18 protein-coding genes are annotated in these 20,571 nt (G+C 73.8%); 7 read left to right on the top strand and 11 right to left on the bottom strand.

The features are described from left to right. Position 1: 1 nt before the first annotated feature. A complete protein-coding gene (locus OKX07_RS00275) occupies positions 2–385 on the bottom strand; it encodes a VOC family protein (protein ID WP_265629866.1) in 384 nt (127 codons plus the stop codon). 169 nt (positions 386–554) lie between these two features. Between OKX07_RS00275 and OKX07_RS00270 the strand changes: the two genes are divergently transcribed. Then, complete coding sequence (locus OKX07_RS00270; RefSeq protein ID WP_265629865.1) at positions 555–1,442, top strand: hypothetical protein; 888 nt, start codon at positions 555–557, stop codon at positions 1,440–1,442. A 105-nt stretch (positions 1,443–1,547) separates the two neighbouring features. Here OKX07_RS00270 and OKX07_RS00265 read toward each other — a convergent pair whose 3' ends face one another. From OKX07_RS00265 to OKX07_RS00255, 3 genes are all read right to left on the bottom strand, one after another. Beyond that, positions 1,548–3,029, bottom strand: coding sequence for a nitronate monooxygenase (locus tag OKX07_RS00265; protein WP_265629864.1), 1,482 nt, complete (start codon positions 3,027–3,029; stop codon positions 1,548–1,550). A gap of 5 nt (positions 3,030–3,034) precedes the next feature. Beyond that, entirely contained in the window at positions 3,035–3,799 is a 765-nt protein-coding gene (fabI, locus tag OKX07_RS00260) for an enoyl-ACP reductase FabI (protein ID WP_265629863.1), read from the bottom strand. Between the two features lie 461 nt (positions 3,800–4,260). Further along, positions 4,261–6,333, bottom strand: a complete 2,073-nt coding sequence (locus tag OKX07_RS00255) for a hypothetical protein (protein WP_265629862.1) — start codon at positions 6,331–6,333, stop codon at positions 4,261–4,263. 287 nt (positions 6,334–6,620) lie between these two features. Between OKX07_RS00255 and OKX07_RS00250 the strand changes: the two genes are divergently transcribed. After that, positions 6,621–8,525 carry an ABC transporter ATP-binding protein gene (locus tag OKX07_RS00250; RefSeq protein WP_265629861.1) on the top strand — a complete coding sequence of 635 codons (1,905 nt, stop codon included), beginning with the start codon at positions 6,621–6,623 and terminating at the stop codon, positions 8,523–8,525. 37 nt (positions 8,526–8,562) lie between these two features. On the opposite strand, the gene OKX07_RS00245 is transcribed toward OKX07_RS00250, so the two are convergent. The 5 genes from OKX07_RS00245 to OKX07_RS00225 form a co-directional block, all read right to left on the bottom strand. Further along, complete coding sequence (locus OKX07_RS00245) at positions 8,563–9,366, bottom strand: HAD family hydrolase (RefSeq protein ID WP_265629860.1); 804 nt, start codon at positions 9,364–9,366, stop codon at positions 8,563–8,565. Positions 9,367–9,425: 59 nt separating this feature from the next. Further along, positions 9,426–9,752, bottom strand: a complete 327-nt coding sequence (locus tag OKX07_RS00240) for an acyl carrier protein (RefSeq protein ID WP_265629859.1) — start codon at positions 9,750–9,752, stop codon at positions 9,426–9,428. After that, the gene (locus OKX07_RS00235; protein ID WP_265629858.1) at positions 9,749–10,495 is read right to left on the bottom strand and encodes an SDR family NAD(P)-dependent oxidoreductase; all 747 of its coding nucleotides are present in this window, start codon (positions 10,493–10,495) and stop codon (positions 9,749–9,751) included. The genes OKX07_RS00240 and OKX07_RS00235 overlap by 4 nt, the downstream gene beginning before the upstream one ends. Further along, positions 10,492–11,559, bottom strand: coding sequence for an AMP-binding enzyme (locus OKX07_RS00230; protein WP_265629857.1), 1,068 nt, complete (start codon positions 11,557–11,559; stop codon positions 10,492–10,494). The genes OKX07_RS00235 and OKX07_RS00230 overlap by 4 nt, the downstream gene beginning before the upstream one ends. A 149-nt stretch (positions 11,560–11,708) precedes the next feature. After that, the gene (locus OKX07_RS00225) at positions 11,709–12,707 is read right to left on the bottom strand and encodes a hypothetical protein (protein ID WP_265629856.1); all 999 of its coding nucleotides are present in this window, start codon (positions 12,705–12,707) and stop codon (positions 11,709–11,711) included. Between the two features lie 435 nt (positions 12,708–13,142). Here OKX07_RS00225 and OKX07_RS00220 point away from each other — a divergent pair, with 435 nt between their 5' ends. The 4 genes from OKX07_RS00220 (at position 13,143) to trpS (ending at position 17,262) form a co-directional block, all read left to right on the top strand. Then, on the top strand, positions 13,143–13,970 hold the full coding sequence (locus tag OKX07_RS00220) for a hypothetical protein (RefSeq protein WP_265629855.1): 828 nt from the start codon (positions 13,143–13,145) through the stop codon (positions 13,968–13,970). After that, on the top strand, positions 13,964–15,013 hold the full coding sequence (locus OKX07_RS00215; RefSeq protein ID WP_265629854.1) for a hypothetical protein: 1,050 nt from the start codon (positions 13,964–13,966) through the stop codon (positions 15,011–15,013). The genes OKX07_RS00220 and OKX07_RS00215 overlap by 7 nt, the downstream gene beginning before the upstream one ends. 65 nt (positions 15,014–15,078) lie before the next feature. Then, positions 15,079–16,032 (top strand): phosphotransferase family protein, encoded by a 954-nt coding sequence (locus OKX07_RS00210; protein WP_265629853.1) that lies wholly within the window; start codon positions 15,079–15,081, stop codon positions 16,030–16,032. Positions 16,033–16,131: 99 nt separating this feature from the next. Further along, entirely contained in the window at positions 16,132–17,262 is a 1,131-nt protein-coding gene (gene trpS, locus OKX07_RS00205; RefSeq protein ID WP_416220808.1) for a tryptophan--tRNA ligase, read from the top strand. 76 nt (positions 17,263–17,338) lie between these two features. Here the strand turns inward: trpS and OKX07_RS00200 are convergent, their stop codons facing one another. Further along, complete coding sequence (locus tag OKX07_RS00200; protein ID WP_265629852.1) at positions 17,339–18,271, bottom strand: transglutaminase domain-containing protein; 933 nt, start codon at positions 18,269–18,271, stop codon at positions 17,339–17,341. A 98-nt stretch (positions 18,272–18,369) separates the two neighbouring features. Further along, entirely contained in the window at positions 18,370–18,897 is a 528-nt protein-coding gene (locus OKX07_RS00195; RefSeq protein WP_265629851.1) for a phosphopantetheine-binding protein, read from the bottom strand. 189 nt (positions 18,898–19,086) lie between these two features. Here OKX07_RS00195 and OKX07_RS00190 point away from each other — a divergent pair, with 189 nt between their 5' ends. Continuing rightward, positions 19,087–20,565 carry an AMP-binding protein gene (locus OKX07_RS00190; RefSeq protein WP_265629850.1) on the top strand — a complete coding sequence of 493 codons (1,479 nt, stop codon included), beginning with the start codon at positions 19,087–19,089 and terminating at the stop codon, positions 20,563–20,565. Positions 20,566–20,571: the final 6 nt, after the last annotated feature.

Genomic DNA, 20,571 nt, shown 5'->3' with positions numbered 1-20,571 from the left:
CTCAGACCGGGGGGAGCCGGGTGCGCAGCAGGCAGAACTCGTTGCCCTCCGGGTCGGCCAGGACGTGCCAGGTCGCATCGGCGGGCTGACCGACGTCGACGGGTCGCGCGCCCAGTGCGAGCAGCCGGACGAGCTCCGCGTCCTGGTCCCGGTCCGTGGGGCTGACGTCGAGGTGCAGCGGGAGCTTGCCGCGGCGCGGCTCGCTGCTGGGGCTGAGGACGATCGTCGGCTGCGGGCCCCCGAAACCCACGTCGGGCGGCCCGATCTCGATGCTGCCGTCGCTCTCGCGCCCCACCTCGACGTACCCCAGGACGCCGCACCAGAAGACGGCCAGACCCTCGGGGTCGGCGGCGTCGAGGACGAGCTCACTGATGCGGCAGGCCATGGCGGGAGTCTAGGAACGGGAGGTCGCCGGGTCGACCGATCACGCTCGCCGGACTGGTCGGCGCGGGGCCGGAACGACCCCTCACCGCCAGAGGGCGATCCAGCCCGCTGGCGGTGTGCGGGTGGCGTCCCGGTCGGGTGGCGGGCGCGCAGCCCCGTACCGTCGCCCCATGGGACTCCTCGACTTCCTCACCGGCAACGACACGCCCTACGACCGCGAGGCGGCCCACGCGCGGGTCCGGACGCTGGAGTCGACCCTGCCGGCCGGGGCGCAGATCCAGCTGACCGAGCCCGAGAAGGGCATCGAGCTGACGTACCTCGTCCAGGCGGTCGCCGACCGGTCGCAGAGCTCCGCGCTGCTGGCCTCCGTCGTCGAGGTCGTCCGCGCCGGCGACGAGCGCTGGTCGGTCCACCTCTCCGTCCACGACTCCGACGACGAGCACGCGCCGTACTCGGCCTTCGCGCTGCCCGACCACGCGGTGCCCGCGCTCGACGTGCTGGCCCAGGCGCACGACGACCTGTACGCGGCGATCCCCACCACGACGATCAGCCTCGACGCGGAGGACGGCGCCTTCACGATCAGCGACGTCCCGCGTGACGCCGCCGTCGCGACGGCCCAGGTGGCCGTCCGCTGGTGGGAGGGCGTGCTGCAGGCGGCGGGCAGCAGGTGGAGCGCGTCGTCCCTCGCGGTCGAGGTCGGCATCGCCATCGGCGTCGACGGCGCGCACGCGGAGGTCGTCTACGGGACCACGATCGAGCGCGACCCCGACGCGCTGGGCTCCCGCAGCACCGACAACGGCTCGCGGCACGTCTCCGACGCGCAGTGGGCGCAGCGCGTGTCCGCCGCGTGGGACGACAACCTGCCCGCGCTCGAGGCTCTGGTCGGCCTGCCCGTGCCGCCCGACCACGCGGTCGAGGTCTCCTTCACCGACGACTCGCTCGCACCGCAGCTGACCGTCTGCCACCACGAGACGTACGACGAGGACGAGGACGCCGCCCGGGCCCTCGTCGTGACGATCCGCGAGCTGGTCCCCGGGTCGACGCTCGAGGTGGGCTGAGGCTGGCACCCGGCCTCGCAGCGGCCGCCCCCACACGCCCATCACCACGGCGGCCGGGCCGGACGTGACGCGCCCGGCAGGGGGCAGGGGAGGGCCGCCGGCCCGTCACACGGCGCTGTCGGGCCCGCCGGGCGTCGTGCTCGACGGAACGCCGCCGGAGCCGTCCAGGAGGAAGGCGACCACGTCGGCGGCGGTCCAGCCCTCCGGGTGCTCCGCGAGCATCCGGGTCGGCCCTTCGACGTCCGAGCCCAGCGTGACGAGGGCCGTCTCGCGGTACCCGTCGCGTCGGACCTGACCGAGCCCGGCACCGGCCAGCAGCGCGTTGCACACGCACTTGCGTCCGGCGGTCTCCGCCTCCGGCCCGCCCTTCTCGACGTACGTCGCGACCGGCTCACCCGGGCACCGGTAGCCCAGCGACCCGTCCGTCCGCTCGTAGGGCGTCCGTAGGTGGCCGATGTCGCACAGCCGCGGCCGGGCCGCGTACACCGCGTCGTCGGACTGCGTCCCGGGCAGGGAGACGACCTTGAACGGGAAGCGCGTCGGCGACGCCCGCGGGTCGGTGCGGACCTCGAGCGTCCCGGCGCGCAACGCGGCGAGCATCTGCGCACGCAGGGTGTCGTCGAGGCCGGACTCCTCGGCCAGGGCGAACAGCGAGCCGCACTGGACGCCGGTCGCGCCGGCGCGGAGCGCGTCGCGCAGACCTTCGGGGCTCCCCGTGCCGCCGGCGAGCCAGAACGGCAGGCCGATGTCGGCCACCTTGGCCAGGTCGGCGTCGTCGCGAGGCCCGAACACCGGCTGCCCCTGGTCGTCGAGGACCATGCGGCCACGCGGGGGCGCGTTGTGCCCGCCGGCCCGCCAGCCCTCGATCACGAACCCGTCCGGCCGGGTCACCTCCTCCCGGACCAGGTGGGCGGCCAGCACGTGCGCCGAGACGATGGCCAGGAACCGCGGCCGGCGGAGCCTGGCCAGCACGACCCCGGTGAGGGCGCGGGGGTCGAAGCCGACGCCGTGCCGCGTGGTGGCACCGTCGACGTGCAGGTCCAGGGAGCTCTCCTCGTGCCCGGCCAGGCGGTCGAGCAGGCGCGGGATCTGGGTGGGGATGCCCGCACCCATGAGGACGACGTCCACGCCCGCGAGCATCGCGCCGTAGAGCACGCTCGGCGTCGCCAGCTGGACCTTCTCCAGGAGGTTGATCCCCACCGGCGCGTCGTGACCCTCCTTGGCCAGCCACACCTCGGCGAACGCCCCCACCGTGCCCAGCTCGCTGCCACGGGCGGACGGGCGGGCGTTGAGCTTCGGCACGGGCAGGTACGGCTGGCCGGGCGGACGTCCGCCGGGACGCAGGTACCGGTCGAGGATCCGCTGCGCGATCGCCGGCACGGGGAAGTGCGCGAGCGCGCGCCGCAGGTGCCCCCCCACGTCGCCGTCCTGCAGCCTGCGGGCGAGGACGACGTCGAGCGCCGTCCCGGACACCACGCCGAGCTGGCCGGCGAGCGACACGGCGCGCGCCATCGTCCAGGAGGAGACGGCGACCCCCATCCCGCCCTGGATGATCGTCGGCCACGGACCCGCGTGGCGGGCGGACATCGCGCTCATCCCATCGCGTGCGCGCCACCGTCGACGTGCACGACCTCTCCTGTGGTGGCCGGGAACCAGTCGGACAGCAGGGCGACGACCGCGCGCGCGCTGGGCCCGGCGTCGCGGACGTCCCAGCCCAGCGGGGCGCGCGCGTCCCACCCCCGCTCGATGGTGTCGAAGCCCGGGATCGACGTGGCGGCGGTCGTCCTGACGGGACCGGCGGACACCAGGTTGACCCGGACCCCCTCGGGTCCCAGGTCCCGCGCGAGGTACCGCGACGTCGCCTCGAACGCCGCCTTGGCCACGCCCATCCAGTCGTACACCGGCCAGGCGTAGCGCGCGTCGAACGTCAGACCCACCACCGAGGAGCCGGGACCCAGCAGCGGGCGGGCCGCCACGGCCAGCGCCTTGAGCGAGTACGCGGAGACGTGGAGCGCCGTGCTCACGTCCTCCCAGGCCGCCTCGAGGAACCGCCCGCCCAGCACGGACTGCGGTGCGAAGCCGATCGAGTGCACGACGCCGTCGAGCCGCGGGACGTGCGCCGCGACCCGCGTCGCCAGGTCGGCCAGGTCCTGCGTCGACGTCACGTCCAGCTCGACGACGGGGGCCGGTGCGGGCAGGCGCCGCGCGATGGCCTCGGTCAGCCGGAACTGCCGGCCGAAGGACGTCAGCACCACGTCGGCGCCCTGCTCCTGCGCGAGCCGCGCGACGTGGAACGCGATCGACCCCTCGGTGAGGACGCCGGTGACCAGGATGGACTTACCGTCGAGCAGTCCCATGACGGGCTCCGTTCGCTGGGTCGGTGCGACGTGACGGAGCCGCGGCGCCGGGCGGTCAGCGGTGCCGGCTGCGCGTGGCGCGGGCCGTTCCGCGAGGGTAGGGGTGGGTGTGGGCGTGGACCTGGGCCCAACTGCCTAGGTCAGGCGTGCGTGGCCGTGCGGGGCGGCGGGGGTTCGGGAGGGGGCAGCCTGAAACCCAGCCGCCTCTCGGAGGCGTCGCAGTACCGTGCGGCGTCCTGCCTCAGCCGTCCTGCTCCAGCAGGTTGCGCATCACGGCGTCCGTCGTCGCGTGATCCCGGCAGAGCCCGATCGACGCAGGCGCCCGCCCTGGGCCGACCTCGAACACCCGCACCGGTGACGTGAGCCGCGAGTCTTCAGCCAGTCGGGAATCCACATCGGGACGTACGGGGGGTCGAAGGTGACTGATCGTCCTCTGAGCATCCAGCTTCATCGTCGAGCGCCTACCGGTCCGCGGCGATCTCCCTGGCGATGGCACCGAGACTCGCAAACTGCAGGAAGAGGTCGCAGTCGACGTCGTCGAGGCCCTCGCGACGCAGGCGCTCGAGCACCAGCGGGAGCCGCAGGTGCTCTCCGCCCTGCTCGTAGTACGCGCGCGTGAGGTCCGCGGTGCGGCCCGGGTGGCTCGCCTCGAACGCCCGGCGCAGTGCGGCGCGCTCCGGGGTGTCGATGCAGTCGTCGAGGTAGTGGACCTGGGGGTCGAACAGCTCCACGACGCCCGGACGCCCGGTCAGCTCCGTCACGGCGTCGACCACGTCCGGCAGGGCATCGGCCCGCGTCGTGCGCAGGTAGAGGTCCGCGACGACCGTCAACGGATCCGTCGCGGCCGCCATGAGCAGCCGCTCGTGGGCCGCCCGCAGATCGGGGCGCCCGGACCGGACCACCGCCACGAGCCGCTCCTCGGGGCGGCGCACGACCGTGAACGACACGTCGTCGACCACGGCGTCACGCATCACGGCCGCGCGCATGCGGGACCCGGAGAAGCGTTGGCCCCGCCGCACCACCGTGCCCGCGTCCCCGAGCACGCGCGGGCGAGGCGCGCAGACCGTCCCGAGCGGCTGGTCGAGCTCTGCGGCCGTCAGGGTCGAGACCCTGCGCAGCAGGTCCACCACGTCCTCGAACAGCCGGTCGAGGAGGTCCGGCGGCGCGACGGCGTCGTCGATCGTCATGACCAGCCGCAGGTCGTCGCCCCCGGGGACGATCGTGAACGAGACGTGGCCCGCGGGACCCGGAACCGTCCAGCGCGACCGTTGCGGCTGGGTCACCGCAGGCCCCTGACGTACGTCGGCGCGGTCACCGTCGTCGAAGTCGAGGTACTCGAAGCCCACCGGGATGGCGAGCAGGCTGCCGAAGCCCGCATCCGCGCGACTCTTGACAACCGGTTGCTCGGCGAAGTCGGCGGGCGAGCAGACGTACGTCTGGAGCAGGTTCCGATGGGCGGTCCGCAGGCACTGCGCCAGCGGCACGTCCTCCTGGGCCTCGACGACCGTCGCCGCCCACGTGGCGTACCTCCCGATCGACGTACGGCTCTCGGGGCGCCACCGGTTGGAGACCGCGGGAGCGACGAACAGGCGGCTTGTCGAGGTCCAGCGTGCGAGGAGGATGCCGATCACCGCCTGCACCAGCGTCGGCGCCGTCACACGGGCAACGTCGGCGACCGTGCGCAGGTCGCGCATCAACCCCGGCTCGAGCGCCGAGTAACCGCGCTGCCCTCCCGGCGCACCTGCGGAGCGATCGACCGGCAGCGGGTTGCGCGGGGTCCGTGACTGCTCCTCGGCCACCCAGGCGAGTCCCCGCAGCGCCCGGCGAACGTGCTTGTCGTCCGCCTCGAGCTGGAGCGCCGCGTCGAGGGGGTGCAGGACGAGCGACGTGCCGCGCGCGGCGTCCTCGAAGGGCACTCCGCTCAGCAGGTCGGTGAGGAGGCGCGACACGCGGGCCATGGACCAGCCGTCCATGTCGATCTGGTTCGCCACTAGCGTCACCCTGACGAGCGCGCCGTCCTCCTGCCGGACCCGGCAGTGGACGGACGGCTCGCGGGAGATGTCGAGCCAGCCCGACCCGTCCTCGCGGTCGTCGACGATCCTCGGGTGGTGACTCCGGAGCACCATCTGCTCGGCCGACCGCGCACCGGCGTCGACGTAGACCGTCCGGAGCGCCTCGAAGGCACGCGCGCACCGACCGAGGGCCTCCTCCAGCCCGCCGACGGTCGCACCGGGCGGCACGTCGACACCCCACTGGATCAGCGGGGCCCCGTCGCCACCCTGGCGCGACGCGACGTAGTTCGAGAGCCAGAAGATGCGTTGGGCCCAGTTCAGCGGTCCCGTGCGGACCACGGCCGACCCGCCCTTCCCCGCGACGAGCTTTCCCACGGGCCGTCCTCCATTTCCGTCGACCTCGGAGAATTGCACGACGACACGCACCGGCAGAGAACGCCGATGCCTCCGCACGTCGACGTCAGGACGACCGAGCACAGCACGCATTGCGAGCGGATCGGGCGTGCGCACGGTCGGCGTCATGAAAAACTCAGGAGACGATACCGTCGGCACGTACCGCGCACCGGGGCCGGTCACATCGTGGACCACATGGGCGGGTCGTGTCGCTCCGTGAGATACACAATGACAGAACAGCGACGTGCGCTACATTCGCTGCGACGCGCGAGCACCACCCGTTCGTCATTCTTTCCGCCGGCGACGACCTCGACGAGGAGCATGCGCGCGGCTGTGCCGTCGAGAGGGAGATCTGCCATGACGACCACCCCGCCGGTACCGGACGGTGTCGTCGACGCGGGCCGACCGGTGCAGCCGTGAGCCGGCGGAGCACCGTCGAAGACCCCGCCCGGCACGCGAACGTCCGGCAGCTGGTCCGCGCCCACCGCAGACGGTTCACGGTCTCGTACGTCTGCCAGGTGATCGGTGGCGTCGCCCCGCTGGTCCAGGTCCTCCTGCTGCGGTCGGTCATCGACGGGCTCGTCCAGGACAGGACCACCGGCAGCGACGTCGCCTGGCAGATCGCCGGGATGCTCGGCCTCGGTCTACTCGGCGTATGGATGACCTACGCGGCGCGGGTCGTCTCGACCCGGGCGGCCGGCGAGGTCATCGCAGACATGCAGTCGTCGATGTTCCGCCGCCTGACGACCATGCCGATCCAGTTCTACACGACGGTCCGGCCGGGGGCGATCGTCAGCCGCCTGACCAGTGACGCCAACGGCGCCGAGGCCATGTACACGTCCGTCGTCCCCGTCGTCGTCTCGGGCGTGACGACCATCGTCGCCTCGGTGGTCATCGTCGCGCTCGTCGACCCGCGGCTCCTGGTGCTGCTCGTCGTCATCCCGGTCGCCATCGCCTACGTGCGCCGCGCGGAGGCACGGATCAACCAGCTCATCGCGCGGTCGTTCGACGTCACGAAGGACCTCGCGTCGTCCGCAGAGACGTTCGTGAGCCGGGACGGGGCCGTCCTCGCCCGCCAGAACGGGCAGACGGAGCGCGAGCAGCGCCACTTCGAGGAGAAGACGCGCGAGCTCGCCGGGCTGACCGCGGCCACCGCGAAGGCCGCGGCGACGTCGGGCGCCAGCTACGGTGCCGCCTTCGTCGTCATCACCGCCGGAGCCCTCGCCATGGGGGTGTGGCTCGTGGCCGAGCAGAACGTCACGGTCGGCAGCGTCATCCTCATCGTGCTGTACCTCCAGCAGCTGCAGGCCCCGGTGCAGAGCCTGCTCGGCACGCGCTACCCCAGGATGCGGTCGACGATCGCGCTCGACCGCGTCGAGGCCGTCCTCGCCGCAGGTTCCGGCGACACCCCTGCCGCACGGCCGGCCGGCACGACGCCCACCGAGCAGCCGCGTGCGGGACAGCCGGCGCCCGCTCTGCGCATGCGTGGCACGCGGTACCGGTACCCCCCGGTGTCCTCGTACTCCATCGAGGGCCTCTCCCACGCCGGGGACGCGCTGTCCATCTCCTTCCTGCCGATCACCGGCCTCGGCGGGGACGACCGCGGCCCCACGGCGGACGCCCGGCCCGGCGCCGCACGCACCGACGCGCTCGACGGCATCGACCTGACGGTCGATCGGGGGGAGGTCGTCGCGATCGTCGGCTCCTCCGGTGCCGGCAAGTCGACGCTCGCGGGCATCGCCGCCGGTCTGCTCGACTGCGACGAGGGCACCGTCGAGATCGCCGGCAACGCGATCCAGTCCCTCGACGAGCAGCAGCGTGCCGCGCTCATCGCGTACATCCCGCAGGAGCCGTACGTGCTCCACGCGAGCGTCCGTGACAACCTCCGGTACGCGAACCCCGACGCCACGGACAGCGAGCTGCTCGACGTGTGCCGGGCGGTCGCCCTCGACGAGCTCGTCGCGCAGCTGGACGACGGCCTCGACTCGGTGATCGGCGAGAAGGGCCACCGCCTCTCGGGCGGTGAGCGGCAGCGGATCGCCATCGCCCGGGCAGCCCTCAAGCGCCCGGCCTTCGTCGTGCTCGACGAGCCGACCGCCCACCTCGACACGGCCACGGAGGCACACGTGCGTGCGGCGATGGATCAGCTGTTCGCCGGGGCGGGGATCCTCATGATCGCCCACCGGCTGTCGACGGTCCGGCAGGCGGACCGGATCGTGGTGCTCGAGGCCGGTCGGATCGTGCAGGCCGGCCGTCACGAGGAGCTGGCGGAGCAGGAGGGCCGGTACCGCGTGCTGCTGAGCTCGTCCGTCTCGTCGTGACCCGCGCGGACCGGCGGCGGCGTGGAAGGTCGGCGGCTCAGCGCCGTGCAGGGTCGTCGAGCGAGCGCAGCACGTCGACGACACCGTCGTCCGCCACCGCAGCGCACACGTCGCTCGCCGCGGCCCGCACGGCCGAGGGTGCATCCGCGGTCGCGTAGGACCGAGCGGCCCAGCACAGCATCGCGACGTCGTTGCTCCCGTTGCCGACGGCGAGCGTCGCGGCGAGCGGCACCCCCAGGCGACACCGGAGGTCTTCCAGGGCGGCGGCCTTGGAGACCCCGGGCCCGACGACGTCGAGCCAGTCCTGGCCGACCGTCGTCACGGTCGCGCCGGTCGCGGCCAGCACGTCGACGAAGCGGCCGATCCCGGGCGCGACCAGCGCGACCTTGGTGGCGGGGGTCGTGCGCAGCTCCACGAGGGACGCCCAGCGCAATGTGCCCCGCGGCGGCCTCGTCGGGAGAGGACGCGAGAACCGCCACCCGGAACCCACCTCCTCCGCGCCGACCGCCACCTCGGGCACGAGCTCCACGGCACGGGTGACGACGGCGCACGGGTCGAACAGCCGCGCCGCCTCCACCCGGTACCCGACGGGTCCGCCGCCGCCGACCCGCACCAGCAGCGCGCCGTTCGACATGACGGCCCAGCCGTCCGCACTGTCGAGCTGCCGCAGGACCGGTGCGAGACCGACCAGCGACCGGCCGGTCGCGAGCACCACGTGGTGCCCCACGGCCTGCGCGGTGCGGACGGCGGCCACGACGCCGCGGCTGATCGTCCCGGCGTCGTCGGCGATCGTGCCGTCGATGTCGAGGGCGACGAGGGTCGGTCCGGCGGTCCGGGGCACGCCCTCTGCCGACCGTGACACCCGAGCCGTCGTGGGCAGGACGCCGCCGCGACGGTCCGTCACGCCGGCGCGTGGCCCGGCTGGTAGAGCGCGACGAGCGACCCGACGGTGCGCGGCGCCTCGACGCCCTCGATCGTGACGAACGGGTTGCGGTCCAGCTCGTCCTCGAGACGTGTGATGAGGACCGCGAACCCGAGGCTGTCGAGGCCGACGTCGCTCAGGTCGACGTCGTCCGTGAGCTCCGGGTGCTCCACCCCGTCCTCGATCAGCAGCGCCTCCAGCACGCCGACGACCGCTGCCCGCACATCTTGCGTGTCCGACACGAGTCTCTCCTTGGTGGTTCCCGCGCTCGACGCGCGGCTGGTGGGGGTGGTCGTCGGCGTCATGCCGTCGACCCCGCATCGACGGTGAGAACGGTGCCGGTCACACCGGCCGCACCGTCCGACAGCAGGTAGGCGACCGCGGCACCCACCTCGTCGACCGTCGCGAACCTCTTGAGCGGGCTCCGGTTGCGGACCCGTTGCACGGTGTCGTCGTCCATCGTCCCCGTCATCGCGGTGTCGAGGAACCCGGGTGCGACCGCGTTGACGGTGACGCCCCGTGCGCCGACGTCGCGAGCGAGCGAACGCGTGAAGCCCACCAGGCCCGCCTTCGCGGCGCCGTACACCGACAGTCCCCGGAACCCGCTCTCGGCGACGATCGACGAGACGTTGACGATCCTGCCCACCCCGCGCGAGATCATCGGACGCACCAGGTGCTTGGTGAGAAGCAGAGGAGACAGCAGGTCCAGCTCGACGGCGTGGCGCACCTGGTCGTCGGTGAGGTTGGGCAGCACCCCGGCGACCGCACCGGCCGCGTTGTTCACCAGCCCGTAGGGCGCGCCGTGCTCGGCGACGACCTCGCGCACGAGCGCCGGCAGTGCGTCGAGCCGGCCGAGGTCGGCGCGGACGTGGCGGTAGCCGACCCCGACCTCGGCCTCCTCGACGTCCCTGCGCGCGATGCCGACGACGACGTAGCCGTCCGCCACCAGACGGCCCGCGACGGCGCGTCCGAGCCCGCTGCTGGTGCCGGTGACCACGATGACGCGGCGGTCCTGCTCCGCCGTGGTGGTGCGCTGCTGCCCGCTCATGCGCGTGCCGCCTTTCCTGCCGTGGTCTGGGTGAGGTGAGGCACGACGTCGATGACCGCCGGCACGTGCGCGCCGGTCAGCCGCTCCGCGACCCAGCGGCGCAGCTCGCCCTGACGTGGGGGGTGCTGCTCGTCGACGGGGACGACCCGGGCCACGACGACCGTGCCGCAGAACGTGTTCGGCCGGCCGGTGGCCACGGCGTCGACAACAGCGGGGTGCTCGCGCAGGACCACCTCGACCACCTCGGGCGACACCTTCTCGCCACCGACGTTGAGGACACCGGACCGCCGGCCCCGGAAGTACGCGCGGTCGCCGTCGACCGTGACGAGGTCGCCCGTGCACACGAACCCGTCCGGCCCGGCCGTGATGCTCCACGGGGCCCGTACGTGGAGCACGCCGTCGCGGACCTGGAGCTCGTCACCGAGCCGGCCCACGGGGAAACCTGCACGCCCGTCGTGCACGGCGAAGCAGCTGCCCGCCTCCGTCGACGCGTACACGTGCGTGACGCGGGCGCTGAAACGCGCACGCAGCGCGTCCAGCAGCGGCTGATCGACGGTCTCGCCGCCGAGGGTCACCTGGGCGAGGTGCAGGAGGTCGGTCCCGGACATCCGCAGGAGCTGGCGCCACCGTGTCGGGGTCGCCGACAGGGCGTCGACCCCGTGCTCGGCGAGGAAGGCGATCTGGTCCGCGAGGTTCGTGAGGTGCGTCGGGTCGACCAGGACGTCACCGGTCGTCCGCGCCTGGGCGATCACCTGCAGGCCCGCCATCCGGCAGGCGGGGAAGAGCAGCCCCCACCGGCGCCGTGGCCCCCCGCCCGCGCCCTGCCGCACCCCGGCGCTCAGGGTGGTCCACGTGTGGTCGGTCCAGGACCGGCGACCCGACGTCCCTGACGTGTGGACCCGCCACGCCGTGGCGGCCACGGCCGCCACGCCACCTGCCGGGGGCGGCGTCACCGGCTTCTGTGACCTGCGGTCGCCCGCTCCGAGGAGCTCGACCACTCCCGCCCACCCGTCGAGTCCGTGCACGGCCGCCGCGACGGTCCGGGCGGTCGGCTGCTCCAGCACGACGTGCTCCCCGCGTGCGACCCGACCCCTCAGTGCCGCACCCGCCCGACGCAGCGTCTCGTCGGTGGCGGCGCCGTCACCGTCGACCAGGATGGGCGGCTGCGGCGCATCCGTGGCCGCGTGATCGCGCCGGGCCTCGGCGCGGCGGCCTACCGGTGGCTGACCCACAGGTCCTCGAATCGCAGGAAGGCGGCCGGGGCGAGCGCGCCCCTGACGACGACGAGCCCGTCCGGAGCGACGGCGTCGACGCGGTCGACGACGAGCGCGACCACCTGCTCGGTGAGTGCCGCGGCGGTGCAGCGGTGAGCACCGAAGCCGAACGGGATCGCCCCGGGCTCGGGCCACACGAGCGGGACCCGGACGCCGCCGGCGCCGGGGGCGAGCGTGTCGATCCGCCGGACGAACCTGAAAGGCGCCGCCTGCGCGACGACGGCACGAGCCTTCTCCCCCGGGAGCAGCGGGACGCAGGAGACCGCGGCCTGCAGCGGGTCGAGGGCCCCCGTGACGATCTGGGCCAGCGCACCGCCGATGAGCTCGCTGCTCGTCCCGGCGCACTCGAGCTGCTCGTCGAGCACGTCGCGGTGCAGCTCGGCGATGTCCGCCAGCCGCGCACCGGCCGCGAGCGCGGCCTGCTCGGTGGCGGGGCCGGGTGCCAGCCTCGACAGCTGGAGCATGAGGGCAGCACCGAGGGCGACGAGCTCGCTGACCGGGACGCGCGGCAGGACGGGCCCGAGGAGCCCTCCGACGACCGCTGCGCTCACCGGTACCGACACGTCCGCGACCCAGTCGAACGGGTCGGCCGCGGCGGTGCGCGGCAGGGGAGGCAGTGCGTCCGCCAGCACCCGCTCGACCCCGGCCAGTGCGGGTTCGGTGCCGGCGGCGACGATCTGCCGCGTCAACCGGCGCAGCACGGCGTGCTGCGCGCCCTCGGAGTACATGGGCCAGGAGTTGAAGAAGGAGGCGAGCCGGGTGCGTGCGTCGAGGGTCTCATCCCGGTAGAGGTCCACCGAGGTCACGTCACGCCGCGTGGTGTACCGCGGTGCGAGCAGCACCGCGCGCGCCTCCTCGGAGGACGTCACCGTCTGCTGCCCCGGGGGGATCGGGCAGAACGACTGCACCTGATCCTGGAGGTGGCCACCCGCGGTCATGCTGCGCCTCCAGGAAGAACGGTCGAGAAAACCGAGGTGCGCCGGCCTCGGCGGCACGTCGTCCATTCGACGGCTCGACGCGAACGCAGCATCGCGGAGCAGGCCATCGGAATGGTGATCCGTCGACGACTCCGTGGACGGATATCAATGGCGGTGCGAGCCATTTGCGTCCGTTTGATTTAACGATACGGTATCCGACATCTCGGACAGCCACGGCGCTGTCTCAGATGGTGGTCCGCACCTCTGGTGGACGTTCTCGCGACTTTCGCCGTGGGTACGGCGCACGTGCCCCACCGGGTCTGCGGAACGGTCGACCGGCCGCGCACGGAAAAGAAGAGCTGCCGCTACGCTGCGTCCTCCGTGCGAGCGCGCGGGGAACCTCGGCGTCGAGCCGGGAGAAGCAGGACGGCGACGATGGGGTACACGATGCACACGGTGAGCACGGCCATCTGTCCTGCGTTCACTCAGCAGATCCCCGACATCGTCGCGACGCTCGGCCCCACCGTCGCCGACGTCCCGACGAGCGGACGCCGGTGGGTCTTCTACGGCAGCCTGCCGCTCGGCGCCGGTCGCGCCGAGAGCGACCTCGACGCCATGCTGCTGCACGACAGCCGCCCGGGCACGGCTCCCCACCGGCGGGACGCCACCTGGGACGGCCGCCCCGTGACCGTCTACGTGCTGTCCCACGACGACCTGGAGGCGGACGCCCGCGACCACCGGTTCGGCGGGTACTTCGCGCTCAAGCTGTTCAGCCCCCACACCACCGACCGACCCGTCGACGACGGTGCGCCCGCGACCGCCGCCGCGCGGTTCCTCGGTCCGCTCGGTGCCCGCGAGGCCGAGGCGTCAGGGCACCGCGGTCCGTGGACGGCCGACCAGGTGCTGGCCCATGCGTACCTCGCCTTCCTCGACCTGTACCCGGACTTCAGCAGCTACGTCGCCCGGCTCGTGCGGGACACGGCCCTCCTCGACCAGGTGTGGACGCACCAGCGGGAGGCGCACCTGCGTGCGCTGGCGGCCACCGGTGCCGTCCGGGCGACGCCTGGGGGGTGGCGCTACGCCGAGGGCACCGCCGACGTCGCGGTCGACCTGCGTGACCGTTGCACGGCGCGGTTCTGGGCGTTCGGCGCGGTCTGCCACGGGTCCGACGCGGGCTTCCCCGACCTGTACTTCAGCAAGGCGGACGCCCGCGCGAGCTGCGCGGAGCGGGACGCCGCGCTGGGTCTGCTCCACGCGGTCGCCGCCGGCGGCTCCCCGTGCTGACGAGCATCACGCAGTGGCACGATCGGCTCAACGCGGGCACGACCGACGACGAGGAGCCGCGGGTCCGGCAGTTCGGTCTGCGGCCCGTCGTCCATGGCCAGGGGTGGGGCCAGAGCGCGCCGACGCCCGAGGTGTGGGCGTGGCAGCAGCCCGACGGGCGGCCCTCGGCGACGCCGACGTCCGGGGATGTGCGCGTGGGCTTCACTGCCCGTCGGTTCCACCTCGGCCACGTCGGCCTGGCGCGGTCGGTCGCGCAGACGCTCCCGGAGGACGGGCGGGTGCTCCTGTTCGGCGGGCCTGACACCGACCAGGGCGCCGTGCGGCTGTTCGAGCACATGCTGACGTGGTTCGGGGCTCCCGACTGCTCCGTGGAGGTCGTGCCCGACGACGACGACGCGCTCCGGCGCACGCAACGCGAGGCGCTGGCGGTCCTCCATGTCGGCAAGCTCGCCCGCGTCTACGGCTGGGACGACTCCACGCCCGCCTCGGTGTTCACCGACCTGGGCACGATGCTGGGGGCCTTCCTGCACGCACCTTCCCGCGCCGACCGCCGGGACGTCGTGTTCGTCGACGCCAAGCAGGCCGCGCACAGCGTCGCGCTGGCGCGCGCCGGCCGGGCACTCGGGCTGCCCACGCCGACGCTCCTCTACCGGCGACTCTTCCCCAGCCTGCGCCTGCCCACCGGCCGCGGCTCCGTCAAGGACCCCGCCTCGACGATCTTCCTCGACGACGCCCCGGCGGACGTCCGCCGCAAGGTGCGCAGCGCCGTCACCGGGGGACGTGACCACGTCGACGACCAGCGTGCACGCGGCGGCGACCCGGTGCAGTGCCCGCTCTTCGCGAGCGTGGAGCTCCTGCGGCCCGCGGACGAGGCGCAGGCGACGCTCGTGGCGTGCCAGTCGGGCGACCTGCTGTGCGGCGAGTGCAAGGCCCTCCACGTCGAGGCTGTCGCACGGTCGGTCGTCGACCTGGGCACGCCGTCCCTGCGCGCGGGCGGCCGACGACCCGCGACCGCAGGCGCAGGGTCGGGCGATCGCCCGTGACGGTCCTCGAGACACCTCCGCCCGTGCTGGCGACCGGCGGACCCGGGCCAGGCCGGATCTCCAGCATGGTGGACACCGGGTCGTCCGGCGCCGTCGTCACGATCGTCACGCTCCCGTGCGGCACACGACGTGCCGTGAAGTCCGCCCGCTGGGGCCGCGTGTCGGCCCCCCAGCAGGCCGCGGCGCGCGACCGTATCGCGCCCCACTTCCCGGGCCGGCTGCCGCAGGTGCTGCACGCGAGCCGCCGCCGCGGGCGCGACGTCCTCGTGACCGAGTGCCCCTCGGCCACCACCTTGGCCGACGTGCACGCCACCGACCCGGCGCGGGCCGTCCGCATCTGGCGCGACGTCGTCGAGGACCTCGAACGGATCTGGCGCTCCACCGCGGTCCCCGGCTTCACGCCGGCACTGGCGACGCGGAGCCACTCGATGCGGTGGCGGCGTGCGGTCCAGGGGCTCGAGTGGGCGCTCCCCGCGCTCGGGCTCGGACCCGGCGACACCCTCGACACACGCCTCGTCGTCAACGGACGTGACCACGGTGCGCTCGGTGCGGCGCTCGACCGGCTCGCCGGCGTCCCCGCCCCGGCCGTGCACGTGACCTGCCAGGGCGACCCCCAACCGCGCAACGTCCTCGTCGAGCCCGACGACCGGTGGCACCTCGTCGACTGGGAGTGGGCGGGGACTCACCACGACTGGCGGATGCTCCTCAGCCACGTCATCGGGTGGTGGCAGGTCGAAGGGCTCCTCGAGGGCTCGCGGGGCAGCGTGAGGACCTCCGCACCCGGCCGCGCGGAGCTGACCTACGACCTCCCCGACTCGCCCCGCGCCGACGTGCTCGCCCCCGGCCTGGCCGCCTTCGAGTCCATGACGGACCCGCACCGACGGGACGCGGACGCCACGGCACTGGCGCACCACACGGCGATGCTGTATCTGCGTGAGGTCCCACGCGTCGTGCCGGAGCGCCCGTGGCTCGCGGCGCCTCTCATCGGGGAGGCGGTGCGGCTCGTCACCGCACGGTAGGGTCGCCGCTGGCTCCCCACCTGCTGTCCGGAGTCCCCTGCCACGACCCTGGGACCTCCCGCTTCGCAGCCCGGCCTGGTCCCGCGACCGGCGCGAGCCATGAGGAAGGTCAGAGCCTTGAGCACAGAGCCCGCCACGTCCGCCGCCATCGACGGCGTGTACTCCACGGAGTCCGTCCGCGCCGCGTGGCGACGCTCCGCGGCGCTCGAGCAGCAGATCGCAGCCGACCCGACGCCGTTCCGGGTGCTCACGGGCGAGCGTCCCACGGGCGCCCTGCACCTCGGGCACCTCATCGCGACGCTGGCGAACCGGGTGCGGCTCCAGGCGCAGGGCGTCGAGATCTTCCTCATCGTCGCCGACTACCAGGTCATCACCGACCGCGACGTCGCCGGCGACCTCTCCGGCGTCGTGCGCGAGGTGCTGCTGGACTATCTCGCCGCCGGGATCGACCCGGAGGCCACGACGATCTTCACGCACTCCGCCGTCCCGGCGCTCAACCAGCTCATGCTGCCCTTCCTGTCGCTGGTCACGGTCGCCGAGCTCGAGCGCAACCCCACGGTGAAGGCGGAGACCGCGGACGCCGAGCGGCGTGGCCGGCGCGGCATGTCGGGCCTGATGTTCACGTACCCGGTGCACCAGGCCGCGGACATCCTGTTCTGCCGGGCCAACCTCGTGCCCGTGGGCCAGGACCAGCTGCCGCACCTGGAGATCAGCCGCGCGATCGCCCGACGCTTCAACAGCCGCTACTCGCCGGACCGGCCGTACTTCCCGGAGCCCGACGCCCTCATCGTGTCGACTCCGACGATCCTGGGCAACGACGGCGCCAAGATGTCGAAGTCTGCCGGCAACGGCCTCGAGATCCGTGCGACCGAGGAGGAGACGGTCCGGTTCGTCAAGCGCGCCAAGACCGACTCCGAGCGGCACATCACCTACGAGCCCGACCGTCGCCCCGAGATCGCGAACCTCCTGACGATCGGCGCACACTTCGCCGGGACGACGCCCGAGGCGCTCGCCGAGGAGGTCGGTGCGGCCGGTGCCGGGCGGCTCAAGCAGGTCGTGACCGAGGCCCTCGTGGAGGGGCTGCGTCCCATGCGCGAACGTCGCGCGGAGGCCGCCGCCCAGGGTCCCGAGTACCTGCAGGCGATCCTCGCACGCGGCAACCAGCGCGCCCGCGACATCGCCGACCGCACGCTCGACGACGTCCGCGACCTCATGGGCATGACCTACTGAGGGCTCACGTCGACCGGCGCCAGGTCGACCTGCCGGTGTGGCCGGTGACCCTCGTCAGCGGGTCAGCCGCAGGTCGTCAGCGGCGGATCCGCAACGTCAGCTCGACGGGTACGCGCGCGGACCCGGTGGCGCAGACGTGCTCGACCCAGAAGTCGTCCTCCTCGACGAGCGGCACGACCCGGTTGAGCTCGGACCCGTAGCACCACCGAGCGTACTCGGGGGAGAAGAAGCGCTGCGCGAGAACGGCCATCGACGGGTCCAGGGAGGTCGTCGTCCCGTCCCTCCCCGTCACCCGGACCCAGTAGTGCCACCGCGTCCTGACGCCGCCGAGCAAGTAGCCGGTCTGCAGACGGGCCTCATGCCCGGCCGCCTGCAGGTCGTCGACGAGCAGCCGCGCGAGCGCCTCGCAGTCCCCGACGCGACGCTCACGCGTGCGCTCGACGTCGCGCGCGAGCGAGGACGGCGTCGCCTGGTACGCGTAGGTCTCCAGGAGATGGTCCCAGACCTCGCCCAGCACGGGGTCCGGAGTCGTCCGACGTCCGCTGAGGACGACATCGCCGGTCCACCGGCTCGCGCCCGGGCCACCCGTCTGCGACTCCCAGCGCGCTCCCGAGCGCGGCGGCTGCGGCCACACCGGCTCGGCGCACGCGGGTCCCCGGGGGCAGCGCGCCTCCGCAACGGCCGTGTAGCGCCGCGCCGACAGCCAGTCGGCGCCCTCCGAGCGCAGCATCATGTCGAAGAAGAGCATCTCGCGGGCCGGGACCGAACGCCTGGACGCGTCGTGGAGGCCGACGTTCCACACGTCGTTCCGCTCGACCTGTCCGCCCTGGTGCGCCAGGCCGGCCGCGAGCAGGGAGTCGAGGTCGGCGGCCGTGCACCGCAGGGTCCGCAGGGCGGCGTCCCGTGTGACCCAGGCCTGGTGGCCCGAGGGGACCGGCACGGTCACCGCGAGCGCGTCCCGCAGGTCGTCTCGCCGGCCGGACCGCTCGGTGTCGTCCGGGGTCGTCACGTGGCTCCTTCGTCGAACGGTGCGCGGACGTCCACGCAGCGCGGGCAGGCGGTGACACCGCCCGCGACGGCGCCGGCGCAGGTCGGACTGACCTGTGGTCAGGTCGGGTCGGGTCGGTCGGCGCCGGGCGCCCCGGGCCCGCGCAGGTCGGCGACGCGGGTGGCCAGGGCCCGGACGGTGCCCGCCTCGAACACGTCCGCGAGGTCGAGCTCGACGCCGGTGTGCTGCTGGACGCGCAGCGCGATCTCCATGACCGTGATCGAGTCGCCACCGAGGTCCAACAGGTCGTCCTCGACACCGACGGCGTCGACCTCGAGCGTCTCCTGCCAGATCGCGCAGAGGCTGCGCTCGAGGTCGTCGCGTGGCGGACGGAAGTCGTAGACGGCCGCCGCCGGGTCGGCCAGGATCGCATCGACGTGGTTCAGCGCACCGGCCGAGCGCGCGGGCACGACGACGACCCGGTCCGGGGGGTGCACTCCGGCCGCGGCGACCACCGCACGCAACTCCGGGCCGCTGAGGAAACGGTCGGACGCCACCGCCAGCAGCTCGCGGTCGTCGCCGTCGTGCAGCAGCGACACGGCCGCCACGTCCTCGAGGGCGGCCACCGGACCCGTGACGGCGGTCATGCGTCCTCGAACCTCTGGCATGCGACCTCCTGTCCGACGTCATCTGGTGGGCGAAATGTGCGACTCTGCCACCGACCCGAGCGCCGCGTCAAAACCCGCGGAGCCGCGGTCGTCGTCGTGCCGGCCGACGGTAGGGTCGTGGTCCCGTCCGGCGCACGACGGCGACAGACGGGACGAAGGAGGGGCTTCGTGGGGACGCGTGCCGCGCAGGGAGTGCCGGACGCCGACCTCTTCGGGATGACCGCGTCGGACCGGCCGGCGCTCGTCCTCGCCGACGGCTCCACGCTCACCCACGCGGACGTCCTGGCCGCCGTCGACGACATCGCCGCGCGGCTCGACCGCGGTCGACCCGGGTCGCTGGTCACGGTGGTCGGCGACCGCACGCCCGCGTGCGTGCTCGTGCACCTCGCGGCCCTTGCGTCGGGCCACACCGTCGCCTGGCTCGCCCCGAGCACGACGCGCGCCGAGCTGGCGCGTCACCTCACCGACTTCGACCCGGACCACGTGGTCGGAGCCGTCGGTCTGCACGGCGCGACGCCGGCGGTCACGTGGGACATCGCCCCGTCGGTCCGCGTGTCCGTCGTCGTGCGGCGCGCGGTGCCGGAAGGCCGAGCCGACGTCGCGTCCACGTCCGTCCGGACGTCGCTGCTGCTGTCGACGTCCGGATCGACAGGAGGCGCGCGGTTCGTGCGCCTCTCGCGCGAGGCGGTCGAGTCGAACGCCCGCGCCATCGCCGCGGCGCTGAGCCTCGACGAGCACACGCGTGCGGTGACCTCGCTGCCGCTGCACTACACCTACGGCATGTCGGTGCTGCACAGCACGCTGGCCGCGGGCGGGACTGTGCTCCTGTCGGACGAGTCCCCCACCGGCCTGCCCTTCTGGCGGCGTGTCGAGCGCACCGCGACGACACACGTCGCCCTCGTCCCCCTGCAGGTGCGCTCGCTGCTGGCGAGCCGTGCCGCGCTGCTGCGGACGCCGACGGTCCGCATGGTGACGGTCGCGGGCGGTGCGCTGGGCGCCGAGGACACGGCCCGCGCCGCCGACGTCGTCGCGGCGGGTGGCGGCCGCCTCGCGGTGATGTACGGGATGACCGAAGCGACGGCGCGCGTCACCGTCCTGCCGCCGGAGCAGGTGCGCGTGCGTCCCGGGTCGGTCGGCGTGCCGGTGCCGGGAACCCAGGTGGAGATCCAGGACGAGGACGGGCGGCCCGCACCACCCGGGGTCGTCGGTCGCGTCGTGGTGCGTGGGCCGGGGGTCATGCTGGGGTACGCGAGTCGCCGCGCCGACCTCGACGCACCCGACGGGCTCGGGGGGGTCCTCCGGACGTCGGACCGCGGTGAGCTGCGCGACGCGTACCTGTACGTGCACGGGCGCGTCGACCGGGTCGTCAAGCTCGCGGGCGTGCGCGTCGAGCTCGACGACCTCGAGCGGCTCTTCGGCGACCTCGGCCCCACGGCGGCCGTCGCGGTCGACGGTCACCGGGCGGTGGTCCACGTCGAGCGGGCGAGCGCCGAGCAGGTCGCGGTGCGCCACAGCGAGGTGTGCCGCCGGCTCGGCATACCGACCGGGCTCCTGCGGGCCCGTGAGACCCCCCGGATACCGCGCCTCAGCAGTGGCAAGACCGACTACGTCGCGCTCGCGGGGCCGGCGCGTCCCGCGCCGTCCTAGCATCGA

Source organism: Cellulomonas sp. S1-8, assembly GCF_026184235.1.
Classification (GTDB): domain Bacteria; phylum Actinomycetota; class Actinomycetes; order Actinomycetales; family Cellulomonadaceae; genus Cellulomonas.
The sequence above is the reverse complement of the archived record's forward strand: the minus strand, read 5'-3'. Positions and strand labels throughout refer to the sequence as shown.

Bases quoted from the DNA above. Each gene is read 5' to 3' on its own strand.
- OKX07_RS00275 (WP_265629866.1), bottom strand. From the start codon at position 385: ATGGCCTGCCGCATCAGTGAGCTCGTCCTCGACGCCGCCGACCCCGAG.
- OKX07_RS00270 (WP_265629865.1), top strand. From the start codon at position 555: ATGGGACTCCTCGACTTCCTCACCGGCAACGACACGCCCTACGACCGC.
- OKX07_RS00265 (WP_265629864.1), bottom strand. From the start codon at position 3,029: ATGTCCGCCCGCCACGCGGGTCCGTGGCCGACGATCATCCAGGGCGGG.
- fabI (WP_265629863.1), bottom strand. From the start codon at position 3,799: ATGGGACTGCTCGACGGTAAGTCCATCCTGGTCACCGGCGTCCTCACC.
- OKX07_RS00255 (WP_265629862.1), bottom strand. From the start codon at position 6,333: ATGACGCCGACCGTGCGCACGCCCGATCCGCTCGCAATGCGTGCTGTG.
- OKX07_RS00240 (WP_265629859.1), bottom strand. From the start codon at position 9,752: ATGACGCCGACGACCACCCCCACCAGCCGCGCGTCGAGCGCGGGAACC.
- OKX07_RS00235 (WP_265629858.1), bottom strand. From the start codon at position 10,495: ATGAGCGGGCAGCAGCGCACCACCACGGCGGAGCAGGACCGCCGCGTC.
- OKX07_RS00225 (WP_265629856.1), bottom strand. From the start codon at position 12,707: ATGACCGCGGGTGGCCACCTCCAGGATCAGGTGCAGTCGTTCTGCCCG.
- OKX07_RS00210 (WP_265629853.1), top strand. From the start codon at position 15,079: ATGGTGGACACCGGGTCGTCCGGCGCCGTCGTCACGATCGTCACGCTC.
- trpS (WP_416220808.1), top strand. From the start codon at position 16,132: ATGAGGAAGGTCAGAGCCTTGAGCACAGAGCCCGCCACGTCCGCCGCC.
- OKX07_RS00195 (WP_265629851.1), bottom strand. From the start codon at position 18,897: ATGACCGCCGTCACGGGTCCGGTGGCCGCCCTCGAGGACGTGGCGGCC.